The sequence below is a fragment of the Sulfurospirillum sp. SCADC genome, assembly GCF_000743525.1.
In the GTDB taxonomy this organism is placed as follows: domain Bacteria; phylum Campylobacterota; class Campylobacteria; order Campylobacterales; family Sulfurospirillaceae; genus Sulfurospirillum.
Genome location: NZ_JQGK01000012.1, coordinates 1 through 14,052 on the forward strand (window position 1 = coordinate 1; position 14,052 = coordinate 14,052).

Sequence of the window (14,052 nt, forward strand, 5' to 3'; positions counted from 1 at the left end):
GTTTAACTAGCAGTTTGGGTTTTTAAAAGAAAGTTGAATCAGAATGTTAAAACACTACACCTATTTTATTACAAAGCACTTTAAGGCTGTACTACTTGCTGTTACGATTCTGACGAGTATTTTTGGTTATTACGCACAGTATTTGAGTGTTGATGCTTCGGCTGAGACACTGTTGCTTGAAAATGACCAAGACCTTAAGCTCACACGCGAAGTACACGCGCGTTACATCAGTCCTGATTATTTAGTCATCTCCTTTAGTCCTAAAGCGTATCTCCTCTCCGACACAACACTCGCAACGATTCGCAACCTTAAAGAGGCCTTGCTGAAAATTGATGGGGTTGAGAGTGTGACCTCTTTGTTGGATGTTCCACTTTTGCAAAGTCCACCTCGACCGATTCAAGAGCTTATTGGTAATGTCCAAACACTCGAATCGCTAGGTATTGACAAAGACTTGGTGCAAAAAGAGCTCACAACAAGCCCTTTGTACGCGCAAAATCTTGTCAGTGAAGATTTTAAAACAACGGCGATTGTGGTCAATCTTAAAGATGACATCACCTATACAGAGTTACTCACAAATCGCAATAAATACCTTCTTTTAGGACAAGAGAGAGCCTTAACACCAGAGGAAAAACTTCAGTATGACGCTGCCAAAAAAGCGTTTAAAGCGTATCGCGATAGTACCCGTGACGAGACCCATCGTCTGATTGAAACGGTGAGAGCCACCATTGCGCCTTACAAAGGCGAGGGCGATCTTTTCTTGGGTGGGGTTATCATGATTGCGGATGATATGATCAGCTTTGTGAAAGATGACATTAAGATTTACGGTATCGCTATTTTGGTTATTATGATTGCTATTTTGTGGATTATCTTCCGTCAAATTCGCTTTGTGGTTTTGCCCATTATCGTCTCGATCAGCGCTGTGGTCATTACTACAGGCATCAATGCTCTTTTAGGGCTTGAAGTCACGGTGATCTCCTCCAACTACGTGGCGATGCAGCTGATTACGACTCTTTCGTTGGTCATCCATCTCATCGTCTGCTACAGGGAAGAGTATGCGCTCTATCCTGATGCGTCACAAAAAGAGCTTTTAAGCATCGTCTTTGAGCGTATGAGTATTCCTTCCATCTTTGTTATTTTAACCTCTATTGCGGGCTTTGGTTCGCTAATGACGTGTGGTATTTTGCCGATCATCGATCTTGGTACGATGATGAACATTGGTGTGAGCATCTCTTTAATCGTCACCTATACGCTTTTCCCTGCGATGATGATGCTTTTCAAAAAAGAGCCCCCCGTTTTGGTCTTTGACAAAGCCTTTACCCTCAATGAAACCTTTGCCAAAATTGTTGAACACCACAGCAAAATCATCGTAACGGTGGTTATTGGGCTTGGATTATTTAGTCTTTTAGGGGCATCGCGGTTGGTGGTTGAAAACAGTTTTATCAACTACTTTAAAACGAGCACTGAGATTTACAAAGGGATGAAGAAGATCGACAACAATTTAGGCGGAACGACCCCTTTAGAAATTGTGGTTAAATTCCCCAAAGTGGCGGCTGAAACAACCAAGAGTGACGATGCAGCTTCTGCTATCGATGGGTTTGAAGATGAGTTCAATGCTATGAACAGCGACGCGCAGTATTGGTTTACGGCGCAGAAAATGCAGACGATTCTAAAAGTCCATGACTATCTGCTCTCGTTGCCTGAAGTGGGCAATGTCTCCTCACTGGGTACCCTCTCAAAAGTCGGACGTATGCTGAAAAATGGCAATGATTTTGACAACTTTGAACTGGCTCTGTTGTACAATGAACTGCCGGAGCGATACAAAAAGATTTTGCTCTCTCCTTATATCAATATTGAGCACGATGAGGCGCGTTTTGTGGTGCGTGTTGTAGACTCTAACCCAGAATTGAGGCGTTCTGAGCTGTTGGAGAATATTCAAAAAGGGTTGCAGAGTGAGGTCGGGCTTGATCCGCAAAATTACCATCTTGTGGGCATGATGGTGCTGTATAACAATATGCTTCAGTCGCTTTTTTCATCGCAGATTTCGACTCTTGGGCTAGCAGTACTCTCCTTGGGCGCTATGTTTTTGTTCCTCTTCCGCTCTTTGAAAATTGCACTCTTAGCGATGACCGTCAACATGGTGCCCGTGAGCGTCATCTTTGGCATCATGGGTTTTGCCAATATACCTCTTGATATGATGAGCATTACGATTGCGTCGATTGCGCTGGGCATTACGGTGGACAATACGATTCACTACTATTACCGCTTTCGTGAAGAGCTTCAAATCGATGGAGACTACATCGCCTCGATGCACCGCGCGCACGGAACGATTGCTTTTGGGATGTTTTACTACTCGCTGGCTACCATCGTAGGCTTTTTGGTGATGGTGACATCCAACTTCATTCCAACACTGATTTTTGGACTTTTAACGGTCATCGTTCTGATAACGGCGATTGTCTCTGACCTGCTTTTCTCACCGTTTTTGGTGGTTTTTTTCAAACCGTTTGGCAAAGGCATTACGCACAAAAAATAACCATTCACCTATCGCTCCTTTTGGGTATACTGTTTAAAAAAGGAGTGATAGATGCTTAGCCTGAACTGCCCCGAACTCGATACCTACCATGTCCAGTGTGACGAACTGCCGAACTCCTTTGATTACACCCATTTCACCGAATCGTTTAGCGCGCTCATTCACCATACCAAAGAGCATTTTGCCCATGAAGAGCGCTTGATGAAAGAGCTTCATTTTCAAGGCTATATGGAGCATTTTGAGGAACACCAAAAAATCCTTGGCGAGATGAGCCAGTTTTTAGCGATGGCGATGCAGGGCAATACTTTGTTTGCGAAAAATTACATCAAAAACGGTGTGGGCGATCATTTGGATCTGCACATTCGCAACATCGACTCACAGTTGGCGATGTTTTTAAACAGTAAAAGCGAGCTGTAAACTAAAACCAATGAGCCCAACACCCACGATTTTCTGCACAATGTAAAGGTATGGAAGCAGCTTTAACGCTCTTTGATTGCCAAACAAAAACGCCACAAACAGATCCCACACGATCAACAACGCTACCATCCACACCGCGTAAAACATCTTTACATGTAAAGCCGTTTCAGGCTGAATGATCGTAAAAAGCAGTGAGAAGTAAAAGAGAATATTTTTAGGATTGAGCAGTGCGGATAAAAGCCCTTGCACAAAGAGTTTGAACGCCATTTTACTTTTTACATGTAAAGCATTTTCAAGATGCGGTTTGGGTGCAAAAAACAGCAGACAACCAAGGTAAAACAAAAACACCGCACCGCCTATTTCGACAAGAGTGAGAATCATAGGGTAGCGGCTTAAAAATTCATACCCAATGTAGGCTAAAGCAATGTAAAGCGCGTTCCCACTTGCAATGCCCAAACAACTCCACCACGCTTTTTTATAGCCATGACTGAGTGCGTGCTTTATAATGAGAAAAAAGTCCTGACCAGGGCTAAGAAGTGCTAAAAAATAGATGGACGTCAGGGTAAAAAACTGAGGCTCAAACATGTCATTCCTTTTTTACATGTAAGCATAAAGCAAACGCGAAAAAAGTTATTGTATAAAATTAACTTGGTACTCTTTGGGGGTGAGGGCGGTGTGGCGTTTGAAAAAGCGGTGGAAGTGGCTTTGGTCGACAAAACCGCAGTATTGAGCACACAGGGCAAGCGGGGTGCCAAGGCGAAGTAACTGCTTTGCGTGTTCGATGCGCACATCCAGAGCATAGTGTTTTGGGGTGCAACCGTAGGTCTGTTTAAAGTGGCGCGCGAGCACGAAGGGGTTGGCAGAGAAACGTTGAGCAAGTTCATCAAGACTGGGTGTTTCATCGATTCGGCTCTCTAAAAAATGCGCCACGTCTTGGAGCACATCGCCTTTTTTTTGACTTACACCTTGCTTCGTGTAAAGCCAAAAAAAGTTCTCCAACCATGCTTCTAAATCTTTTACATGTAAAGATGAAAATCCCTCTATGAGTGCTTTTATAATGCGCTCAAACTCCTCAAATAACGCCTTATGAAACACCAGTGGTGTGGTGAGTGGCAACAGGATTGTGGCTTCTTTAAAGTGCTTGGCTTGTATGCGTGCGCAAACATCCGCGTCTAAATAAACCATGATGTAACTTCGCTTGGTTTGAGGAAAGGGATTGCACGCGTGTTGGATGTGCGGTGGAATGATGGCAAGCGCACCGTGTTGGAGTAAAAAGGAGCCATTGGGCGTTTGAAACGTGGTCTCGCCCTCAAGCATAAAGCCGATGGAAAGGGTCGGGTGTGCATGACGTTCGTACGCGCGTTCACTTTGAAGCGTTTGGCGTATCTGCAAAAAAGGTGCTTGCTCATAGCAAATCAAACTGGTTTTGGTCTCGTTCATAAAAGTATTGTAATATAATAATTAGACTTTTTTCATAACCCATTGAAAAAAGAGTATCGCTGATAGCACATCACTTTTTAAAACTAAAAACATCACCATAGCTTCGGCTATGACTCAATTTTGAGTTTTAAAAATTAATGCACTCTGAGCAAACTCTTTATCTTTTCAAGGGTTATGAAAAAAGTCTATTCAAATGTTCGCAAGGAGCAGTGTATGAAAAAACTCTTTTTGATCACAGCCATACTGATTTCAGCTTCGCTGTTTGCCTTGGATTTTGAGCGCGAGAGTGAGCTTCAAAACGGATGTGATCACAACGATGGTAAGGCGTGTTTGGAACTTGGAAGCATGTACCATGTCGGCAACGGCGTTTTGCAAAGCTTCTCGCAGGCACGCATTTTATACGAGCAAGCGTGCAATCTTGGTGTTGCCAAAGGGTGTTCGAGCGTGGGGTACATGTACGAAAATGGACACGCAGGCACTAACCTAGCAAAAGCAGCAGAATTTTATGAACGTGCCTGCGTCAATGGTGATGCCTCAGGCTGCGAAAGCCTCGCGATGCTGTATGAAAATGGCAAAGGGGTTGCGGCAGACATGCAAAAAGCGGTTGATTATTACGACCGAGCGTGCAGTGGTGGAGCGAGCAGTAGTTGCGCTCACTTAGGACTTTTGTACGAACAAGATGGCAATATGGAGTACGCGGTCGTTTACTACCAAAACAGTTGTGAAGCAGGAGGCGCTGATGAATGTGTCCATCTTGGGAGCATGTACTATGTAGGTGGAGCCGTCGAGCAAAACGAAGAGCGCGCCATCTTGTTTTTCAAAAAAGCGTGTGAGCTGGGTGCCGAGACGGGATGCAAGAATTACGAGAAAATTAAAAACAGTTACTACATCGAATAAGCGTTACATGTAAACCAATTGCAACCTCTAAGTTGTATTAAAGATGGAGAAATAGGATCATTTAATAATTTAAAATATGTATTTCTTGCGACTGTAAATTAGAAAAATCTAAAAGAGAAGAAAGATTCTTTAAATGTGGTTTTAGTGTTTCAAAATTACAAATTAATGCTTCTGTCATGGAATTTCTATTGATCTCTTTTGCTCCAATATGATAAAAATGATCTTGGGTTTGGATGTGAAACTGATTCCATAAAAGATCTATATAAGTGTTTGTTCTATATTGATTGTGATGCCATGTTGAGAGAATAAATTTTGCATTAGATGTTAAAAGCAACTTAAAAAGATTGCGTTCATCTATTTCTCCCCAGCTATTATAATAATCAACATGTCGATCAATATAAGGTGGGTCGCAATAGACAAGATCGTCGGCACTAATATTTTTTAATGTCTCTTTATAGGATTGACACTTAAATTCAAACTTTTTAGCCTTAAAGAGAGTACTTAAAAAAATAGTTTGATTGACAATTTTTGTTACATACGCTTGTGCAAAACGCTCAGGTTTTTTACAAAAGGGTATATTGAAGCCACCTTTTCGATTGAAACGAATCATCCCGTTAAATCCTGCACGATTCAGAAACAAAAAATCTAAGGGATTAAAATCTTTATTAAAGCGTTCTCGAATGAAATAGTAATGCTCTTCTCCTTTTTGAGATAAAATTGCCCCTTCTTTCTGCAGGTAAAGTTTAATCATCTGTGGATTTATTTTTTCTTCTAAAAGAGATTGATAAAAACGAATCAAGTGAGGATTTGTGTCACACATTAAAGCTTCAGAAGAAGCTAGATTAAAACCTACAACACCTGTTCCCATAAAAGGTTCTATCCATCGTCCTTTGTGTGCGTGAGGAAGTGATGCTTGAATCCAAGGAATTAATTTTGTTTTGATTCCTTGAGATTTAATAGGCGGAATATGAACTTTGAGCATTATCGGGTTCTTTTGGGTACGATAAGTGAAGTCTTGCCATGGCGATACTCTACGAACTCTTTTAAGGAGCTAATCTGTTTTGTTTGTCCATCCGAAGTTGTAATGGTGATTTTTTTATAATTTCTCCAATAATCATTAAACCATTGCTCTCCAAGCCTAGAAAACATACCTGCGCCATTTTTAATATCTTCAATATGTGTAATACTCCCAATGTTTGCCGTATTTCCACTTCCTCCAATATCACTGGCTATTTCCCATTTTTCTACTGCACAAAACTCAATATTGCTAATAACTGAGGTAATAGAGCGAAGGTCGCTAATAGAATACATTTGTGTTTCATCTATAGTTGAATTGTCTCCTCTATCGTAGATAATACAGAGACAAAAATGTCCAGAATATGAACCGTAAGGAAAAGTAATGTTTTTTGTACTTGTTGGAATTGTAAAATATTCTCCATGCGAACCGAGTGTAAAACTGTTGCATAAATGAGGGCTGTCTGGTTTCCGATAGGTTGTTTTAAAATCAACTGCAAATTTTATAGTTTCATCTTCTTTTTTGACCAGTGAAATGTCAGGGTAATGGTTTTGATGTTCAGCTAATACGACATTATATCCATACGTGTTGGCAAATTCTAAGACCTTTGGAAAAAGATGAATTTCGAGTATTTTGGAAACAATTTTTGTATCAGAAGAGATTGTGTAGATATTTTGAAGAACATCAATAAAACCTTTGATAGCCCATTGCCCATCCTTTGTTGAAATATGATGGCTAAGTTCATGTGCAAAATTTTGAAGTTGTTCTTTAAATACGCGTTTTACTTCTGTTGGCATTATGATATGACCTTTGTTGAAAAATGACTGTTGATAAAAGAGATTCTACCAAAAGAAAGCTCAAAGTTTCTCTTTACATGTAAACCATTTCGCCTTCCTTGACAACTCTTTACATGTAAAGCTAAAATGCTCTCAAAACTCCCACAAAAAGGTCACTCATGAAAAAATTACTCTGCCTTTTTTGCCTACTCTCAAGCACTATTTTTGCCACTGGAAACGTTGAGTCGGTGACGCTTGTGAAGTCTGATAAGAGTTGGGATGGCTCTGGTTTGCCCTCGTATCCTAAAGAAGCGCCTGAGATTTCGGTTTTGAAGATTACGATTCCTGCGCATACGACGCTTCCGCTTCACAAACACCCCATCATTAACGCTGGTTATATGGTCAAAGGCACACTGAAAGTCGTTACCGATGAGAACAAAACGTTGCAGCTCAAAGCGGGCGATGCGTTGATTGAAGTGGTGAATCGATGGCATTATGGTGTGAATGAGGGCGATGAGCCAGTTGAAATTGTCGTCTTTTATGCGGGGACAAAAGAGAGTGTTTATTCGATTAAAAAATAGTTTTGTTATAATGTAAAAAATCTCCCAAGGAGTGCGCGGAGTGCGCGATGGACAAAGAGTTACAAACGCTTCAGAAGTTTTACACCGTGGTGATTGAGTTTTTGACCCATTATAGTTTTCAGCTTTTAGGGGCGCTCATCATCGTCATTTTGGGTTGGTTTGCGGCGAAGTATGTGTATGCGCTTTTGATGCGACTGTTTGAGCGTAACCACTTTGACAGTACCCTTGCTAAGTTTGTCGCGAGTGTGGTGAAAATGCTCATTTTTGCCGCGATGATCGTCATTGCCCTTGGGAAAATCGGCATTTCCATCGCGCCCTTTATCGCTGCCATCGGTGCGGTCTCCTTGACGGCTGGGTTGGCGCTTCAAGGCAGTGTTTCCAACTACGCCGCGGGTGTTTTACTCATTATCTCGCGTCCGTTTAAAGTGGGTGACACGCTTTCCATCAGCGGTTTTTACGGGGTGGTCGAAGAGATAAAACTCTCTTACACCGTGCTTCGCAATGAAGATGAAGAGCTCATCACGATTCCCAATAAAAAGATGATCGGTGATGTGTTGGCTGGCTTTAGCGAGGTCTCCAAAGAGTATAAACCGGTCATTGGCATCGCGAAATTTGGTGAGAGTGCCATTGAGCTAGGGCTTCGCTATTGGGTGCCGACGAAGAGCCATTTTAAAGTACAGTATGAGGTCAATTTAGCGCTTTATAGTGCTTTACATGTAAACACTATTCGCATTCCTTACCCACAACGTGAAGTACGTATTTTAGGAGAAAAATGTGATTCTAAAGAAGTATGAGTTTGTTATTTTTGCCTTTTTTATGTCGCTGTTTATGACGATTTTGATGTCATTTGTCATTACCCTCATCAATGTTGGTTTGAGTGATACCTTCTTGGCACAATGGGTTAAAGCTTTTTGGAGAGCTTATATCATTGCATTTCCTGCGGTCTTGAGTGTTGTGCCGATCGTGCGAAAGCTCGTGAAAAAGTTGGTGGCTGAACAGTGATTTAATGTTTAAAAAATTCGATCAGCCCCATGACGATCTCAAAGCCGATGAGAATAATAATAATCCACTCTAAAAACTCGCTGTGTTTGTGGTTGAACATATCCAACGCCATGCTGATGTCATCTTTGAGATGGGTGAGTTTGTGCTCGACGATCTCAAAGCGATCTTTGAGTTCCAAAATAGACGAGAGGCGGTTGTAGAGTTTTTCCGCCTCTTCATTGTCCCACAAGATGTTGGGTTTATCAAGGAGAAACAGATCGCTTACCATGCCGTGTTGAATGGCGGTAAGATTGCGTGCAAATTCGATGAGTTTGGAGCGTTTGAGCATCGAATAACTTTGTGTGAGATCGAGGAGCTGTTGACTCTTCTCAAAGTGTACATCGAGGTCTTGCTCATACTTCTCCAACCCCACGCTTTGCGAGATCACAAGCGCTATGATGATGAGGTAAAGCGGCGAGGGCTCTTTGAGGATAATCTGATCGTTGCTGACTTTACATGTAAACTCTAAATTGGGCTCAATTAAAATCGGATAGTCTTGAAAAATGTAACGCTGTTCCAAAAACGAGGCGTCTTTGACGTCTAGTTTAAGAAGTGCTTCATCCATCGCCTCTTTTTTCCAGTTGATAAAGGTGAGGACGTGAAACTGCGTGTAGACCAAAAACGTGTCGCGGTATTGGTAGAAAAATGCCTTCTCGATTCCTTTTTTCAATGTACAATCGAGTCTTGTTTCCACTTCATGTCTGCTAAAGGGCGTTGGAAGCGAGATGGAGATGAGTGAAAAGGGTGTAGCCATAAAAACTCCTTGTAAAAACTCTTTTCAAATGATACTCCGAAAATAGAACTAAAGTATTACATGTAAAGAAGTGTTAACAATTTACTGGTACTATTAGCCTAAAAATAACAGTCAATATGTAAGGATACCAATGCGTTTGAAGTTGATAGTGGGCATGGTTTTGGGGGTGGCGTGTGTGCTGTTGGCGGAGGATTTTGATCCTTTGGGGGTGCAAGCACTTTTGCCAAAACAGCAAGCAACGTTTGTGACCTGCACCACAACCGATCTGAGTAAGTCTTTGGAGCTCTCCGATGTCGTGATGGCAGCACTGTGCAACAATCCACAAACAAAAATTGCGTGGCAAACATCGCTCTACCAAGCAGCGCAAGTTGGGGTGAGTCGTTCTGCGTATCTGCCAACGCTGAGTGCCTCGGGCTCGATATTGCAGAGTGAAAGCAGTGAGACGACTCATGGCGATCAAGAAAATATCAGCGTAACGCTCTCGTATTTGCTCTACGATTTTGGTAAGCGTGACGCGACATACGATAATGCAAGAGCGCTTTTGGACGCGGCACTTTTCTCAGAAAATGACACGATTCAAAGCGTTTTTCTCTCCGCTGTTGAAGCGTACTACACGCTTTTTGGCTCCAACGCTTCCTTGGAAGCAACTCTTGAAGCCGAACGCTCTGCTCTGGAGAGTCTCAACGCTGCTAAAACACGCTACTCTGTGGGAACATCTACGCCTGCAGATACTTTGCAAGCGCAAACGGCGTATTCGCAAGCGATGCTCAACCGCATTCAAGCCGAAGGCAGTGTGAAAAGTGCGCAAGGCGGACTGGCGAGTGTGTTGGGCATGATGCCCGATACAACGATTAGGTTGCAAAATCCTAGGCTTGTCCTTCCCGATGTCGCTTTTGAGAGTAACATTAGAGCGTTGATGGATGAGGCGCAACGACTTCGCCCTGATCTGATGGCGGCCAGTGCGAAGATCAAAGCGTATGAAGCACAGCTCAAAGCTGCCAAAGCGGATCATATGCCTTCTTTTTCACTCTCAGCCACATCGGGCAGTACCGATACCATTTACAATACATCGCAGCGAAGTTCAAGTATAGGACTTTATGTGAGCATTCCGATCTTTACAGGTTTTAATACAAAATACAAAGTCCAAGCGGCACAACAACAGCTCAAAATCAGCGAAGCCGAGTATGAAAAACTCTCCCAAGATGCGAACTTAGACGTCTATAAAACGTACCAAACTCTCATTATCGAAACCCAAGCCACACGCACGAGTCATGATTTGGTCGCCAGTGCGCAAGCTTCGTACGATCTTGCCCTTGGTCGCTACAAAGCAGGGGTTGGAACCATACTCGATCTTTTAAGCGCGCAAAGTGCGCTTGCCAGTGCCAAACAGCAACACATCCAGTCACTGTACAACTGGTACATTACCAAAGCAAGCCTCGCCAAAGCGATGGGCTCACTTGATTTCTCAACGATAAAAGGACAACCATGAGTTTTTTAAAAAAGATACTGCTCCATAAATTTACCGTTCTTCTTGCCTTGCTTGCGCTGTGTGTGGGTGGGTATTATGGTTGGGAAGCGTACACTAAACCACCCTTGGAAGCCAAGTATAAATTTCACACCTTGGAGCTCGGTGATGTGACCCAAAGTGTCTCCGCCAATGGCACACTCAATCCTTTGGTACTCGTGACCGTGGGTACGCAAGTCTCAGGTAAAGTGATCAAACTCTATGTCGATTTTAACGACCGTGTGGAACAAGGGCAGATTTTAGCCGAACTTGATCCTGCACTTTTAGACGCGCAAGCAGCGCAAAGTGCGGCGAGCGTTAAAAGTGCTGAGTCCTCTTTGGAGCTTGCCATTGCCAATGAAAAACGCACACGAGAGCTCTTTTCCAAAGAGTACATCTCCAAACAAGAGTTAGACGCATCCGTTCAAGCGCTTAAAGCGGCGCGTGCTGCACTTGATCTTGCCCGTGCCCAATCGCAAAAAGACCGCACCAATCAAGGCTATACGATTATTAGATCCCCCGTTTCGGGTGTTGTGGTTGATCGCCAGATCGACGTGGGACAAACGGTGGCGGCGAGTTTATCGGCACCCGTACTTTTTAAAATCGCACAAGATTTAAGACAGATGCAGATCGACTCCAATTTTGCGGAAGCGGACATCGGGCGCATCAAAGTCGGGCAAAAAGTCACCTTTGCGGTTGATGCGTTTCCTAACAACGCGTTTGTAGGTGTAGTCAAACAAGTCAGACTCAATGCAACCACCGTTTCCAATGTTGTGACTTACGATGTGGTCGTTACGGTTGAAAATCCCGATGAGATTCTCATCCCCGGTATGACCGCGTATGTTAATGTCATTCTTGCAGAGAAGAAAAATGTTTTATTGGTTCCTAATGCGGCTTTGCGTTACAAACCAACGATGCCACCCAGTAAAGATGGCAAACCGGTTATGCCTAAAAAAGAGAAAAAAGAGAGTGGCAGTGCGACACTGTTTGTGTTTGAAAATGGCGCACCCAAACCTGTTAAAGTCAGTGTGGGCATCTCCGATAATCGTTTGACTGAAATTATAAGCGATGAGCTCAAAGAGGGCGATAAAATTATTGTCGAAGAAAATAAACATATGACGAGTACCACTGCCGCTGGTGGTGGTTCTCATCCTCCCATGAGACCGTTCTAATGGAAGAGGTGATCAAGATACGCCATTTAAATAAAAATTACCACACCGATGCGGGTGAGGTCAATGTGCTTAAGAGTGTGGATATCACGATTGAAAAAGGCGAATTTGTCGCCATCATGGGACCTTCTGGTTCTGGTAAATCGACATTTATGAACATCTTAGGGTGTCTGGATAAAGTCACCTCTGGCAACTACTTTTTGGGTGGCAAAGATACTAATGCACTTAGTAGAGATGAACTGGCAGAACTTCGCAATCATATGATCGGTTTTGTTTTTCAAGGCTTTAACCTGATTCCCAGACAAAATCTCATTGACAATGTGGCGCTGCCTTTGGTGTACGCAGGTATGAAGGCGCATGAGCGTAAAATTCGCGCTAAAGAGATTCTCAAAAGTGTTGGGCTGGAAGCGTTTGGAACTTATCTGCCCAATCAAATCTCAGGTGGACAACAACAACGCGTCGCGATTGCACGCGCTTTGGTCAACCGTCCTAAACTCATTTTAGCCGATGAACCAACGGGCAATCTCGATACCAAAACGAGTGAAGAGATCATGCAACTTTTTTGCGATCTCAATGAGAAAGAGGGCATCACCATCGTGCTCGTAACCCATGAGCCTGACATAGCACGTTACGCCAAACGGTTGGTCAATTTTGTCGATGGCAAGATTCAGCACGATGGCCCAACAGCTTTACATGTAAAAGAGAACGCATGAGTTTAGCAATGTTATTTGAAGCATGGCGCGCTATGGGCGCCAATAGACTCAGAACCTTTTTGACGATGCTGGGTATGGTCATCGGCGTGGGAGCCGTCATCGTGATGTCAGCAGTCGGTGCTGGTACGCAAGCCAAAGTCAAAGACTCTATCGCCTCCATGGGCAGCAATTTGCTCATTGTCCTTGCAGGCTCCATGAGTTCAGGAGGCGTTCGTTTGGGAAGTGGAGGGGTGCAAACGCTTACCGTTTCGGATGCAACCGCCATCGAAGAGATGGACACCATTTCAGCCGCAGCTCCCACGACTTCAGGTTCCGCGCAACTCATCTACCAATCCACGAACTGGTACACACAAGTGACAGGAACAACTCCTTCGTACTTTGAAGTGCGCGACTGGGAGATCGAAAATGGCTACCCTTTTATGGACTCGGATGTTAGAGGCGCCACACGTGTCGTGGTTCTAGGTAAAACGATTGCACAAAATCTTTTTGGCGATGAAGACCCTGTGGGTAAAACCATACGGATTAAAAACAGCCCTTATCTTGTAGTGGGTGTTTTAGCGAAAAAAGGGCAGAGTTTAGATGGCAGAGACCAAGACGATACGGCGATTGTGCCTATTACAACAGCGCAAACGAAGCTTTTTGGAACGCAGTTTAAAGGGGTCGTACGATTCATTATGGTCGAAGCACTGGGTGATAGCGTGATGGATCAAGCCGAAAAAGAGATGGGCGAGCTTTTGCGCCAACGTCATAAACTGCGTGAAAGTGCGGAAGATGACTTTACGATTCGCAATCTCACTGCCCTTGCAAACACGGCGCAAGAGACGACCAAAGCGATGTCACTGATGCTTGCTGCCATCGCTTCGATTTCACTTTTAGTGGGTGGCATTGGCATTATGAACATTATGCTTGTCTCTGTGACCGAGCGTACCCGTGAGATTGGTATTCGTATCGCCATTGGTGCGAAACAGCGTCATATCTTAGTGCAGTTTTTGCTTGAAGCGCTGATGATCTCCATCATTGGCTGTTTGATTGGCGTGTGTGTTGGGGTTGGTGGAGCATTATTGATCCAAAAGTTTTTCCCCATTAGTATTGCAGTCACACAAAGCTCCATTCTCATCTCGTTTGCTGTTGCCACGGGTGTGGGTGTTTTTTTTGGGTTTTACCCTGCGCGCAAAGCAGCCAATTTAGAACCTATTGATGCGTTGCGCTATCAATAGC

15 protein-coding genes are annotated in these 14,052 nt (G+C 43.5%); 10 read left to right on the forward strand and 5 right to left on the reverse strand.

Going from position 1 to position 14,052, the window contains the following annotated elements; genetic code table 11:
- The first annotated feature begins 43 nt into the window (after nucleotides 1-43).
- Together JU57_RS08515 and JU57_RS08520 are read left to right on the forward strand one after the other, a co-directional pair.
- Nucleotides 44-2,530 (forward strand): MMPL family transporter, encoded by a 2,487-nt coding sequence (locus JU57_RS08515; protein WP_037959647.1) that lies wholly within the window; start codon nucleotides 44-46, stop codon nucleotides 2,528-2,530.
- A 51-nt stretch (nucleotides 2,531-2,581) separates the two neighbouring features.
- Nucleotides 2,582-2,944, forward strand: coding sequence for a hemerythrin family protein (locus JU57_RS08520; protein ID WP_037959650.1), 363 nt, complete (start codon nucleotides 2,582-2,584; stop codon nucleotides 2,942-2,944).
- On the opposite strand, the gene JU57_RS08525 is transcribed toward JU57_RS08520, so the two are convergent.
- Together JU57_RS08525 and JU57_RS08530 are read right to left on the reverse strand one after the other, a co-directional pair.
- On the reverse strand, nucleotides 2,921-3,529 hold the full coding sequence (locus JU57_RS08525) for a LysE family transporter (RefSeq protein WP_037959653.1): 609 nt from the start codon (nucleotides 3,527-3,529) through the stop codon (nucleotides 2,921-2,923). The two genes, JU57_RS08520 and JU57_RS08525, sit on opposite strands and share 24 nt — an antisense overlap.
- A gap of 45 nt (nucleotides 3,530-3,574) precedes the next feature.
- Nucleotides 3,575-4,384, reverse strand: coding sequence for an AraC family transcriptional regulator (locus tag JU57_RS08530; protein WP_037959656.1), 810 nt, complete (start codon nucleotides 4,382-4,384; stop codon nucleotides 3,575-3,577).
- Nucleotides 4,385-4,597: 213 nt separating this feature from the next.
- Here JU57_RS08530 and JU57_RS08535 point away from each other — a divergent pair, with 213 nt between their 5' ends.
- A complete protein-coding gene (locus tag JU57_RS08535) occupies nucleotides 4,598-5,281 on the forward strand; it encodes a tetratricopeptide repeat protein (protein ID WP_037959658.1) in 684 nt (227 codons plus the stop codon).
- 61 nt (nucleotides 5,282-5,342) lie between these two features.
- On the opposite strand, the gene JU57_RS08540 is transcribed toward JU57_RS08535, so the two are convergent.
- On the reverse strand, nucleotides 5,343-6,263 hold the full coding sequence (locus tag JU57_RS08540) for a Dam family site-specific DNA-(adenine-N6)-methyltransferase (RefSeq protein WP_037959660.1): 921 nt from the start codon (nucleotides 6,261-6,263) through the stop codon (nucleotides 5,343-5,345).
- On the reverse strand, nucleotides 6,263-7,093 hold the full coding sequence (locus JU57_RS08545) for a type II restriction endonuclease (RefSeq protein ID WP_037959661.1): 831 nt from the start codon (nucleotides 7,091-7,093) through the stop codon (nucleotides 6,263-6,265). Before JU57_RS08545 ends, JU57_RS08540 begins: the two co-directional genes overlap by 1 nt.
- 158 nt (nucleotides 7,094-7,251) lie before the next feature.
- On the opposite strand from JU57_RS08545, the gene JU57_RS08550 reads away from it, so the two are divergent.
- From JU57_RS08550 to JU57_RS08560, 3 genes are read left to right on the forward strand one after another with little or no spacing between them, the layout of a single operon-like run.
- Nucleotides 7,252-7,653, forward strand: coding sequence for a cupin domain-containing protein (locus tag JU57_RS08550; protein WP_037959663.1), 402 nt, complete (start codon nucleotides 7,252-7,254; stop codon nucleotides 7,651-7,653).
- A gap of 47 nt (nucleotides 7,654-7,700) precedes the next feature.
- Nucleotides 7,701-8,447 carry a mechanosensitive ion channel domain-containing protein gene (locus JU57_RS08555; RefSeq protein WP_037959665.1) on the forward strand — a complete coding sequence of 249 codons (747 nt, stop codon included), beginning with the start codon at nucleotides 7,701-7,703 and terminating at the stop codon, nucleotides 8,445-8,447.
- Nucleotides 8,428-8,655, forward strand: a complete 228-nt coding sequence (locus JU57_RS08560; protein ID WP_037959667.1) for a DUF2798 domain-containing protein — start codon at nucleotides 8,428-8,430, stop codon at nucleotides 8,653-8,655. The genes JU57_RS08555 and JU57_RS08560 overlap by 20 nt, the downstream gene beginning before the upstream one ends.
- A 1-nt stretch (nucleotide 8,656) precedes the next feature.
- Here JU57_RS08560 and JU57_RS08565 read toward each other — a convergent pair whose 3' ends face one another.
- On the reverse strand, nucleotides 8,657-9,448 hold the full coding sequence (locus JU57_RS08565) for an RMD1 family protein (protein ID WP_037959668.1): 792 nt from the start codon (nucleotides 9,446-9,448) through the stop codon (nucleotides 8,657-8,659).
- Between the two features lie 130 nt (nucleotides 9,449-9,578).
- On the opposite strand from JU57_RS08565, the gene JU57_RS08570 reads away from it, so the two are divergent.
- From JU57_RS08570 to JU57_RS08585, 4 genes are read left to right on the forward strand one after another with little or no spacing between them, the layout of a single operon-like run.
- The gene (locus JU57_RS08570; protein ID WP_037959670.1) at nucleotides 9,579-10,937 is read left to right on the forward strand and encodes a TolC family protein; all 1,359 of its coding nucleotides are present in this window, start codon (nucleotides 9,579-9,581) and stop codon (nucleotides 10,935-10,937) included.
- Nucleotides 10,934-12,124 (forward strand): efflux RND transporter periplasmic adaptor subunit, encoded by a 1,191-nt coding sequence (locus JU57_RS08575; RefSeq protein WP_037959673.1) that lies wholly within the window; start codon nucleotides 10,934-10,936, stop codon nucleotides 12,122-12,124. Before JU57_RS08570 ends, JU57_RS08575 begins: the two co-directional genes overlap by 4 nt.
- A complete protein-coding gene (locus JU57_RS08580) occupies nucleotides 12,124-12,834 on the forward strand; it encodes an ABC transporter ATP-binding protein (RefSeq protein WP_037959677.1) in 711 nt (236 codons plus the stop codon). Before JU57_RS08575 ends, JU57_RS08580 begins: the two co-directional genes overlap by 1 nt.
- Nucleotides 12,831-14,051, forward strand: a complete 1,221-nt coding sequence (locus JU57_RS08585) for an ABC transporter permease (RefSeq protein WP_037959680.1) — start codon at nucleotides 12,831-12,833, stop codon at nucleotides 14,049-14,051. The genes JU57_RS08580 and JU57_RS08585 overlap by 4 nt, the downstream gene beginning before the upstream one ends.
- The last annotated feature ends 1 nt before the right edge of the window (nucleotide 14,052 follow it).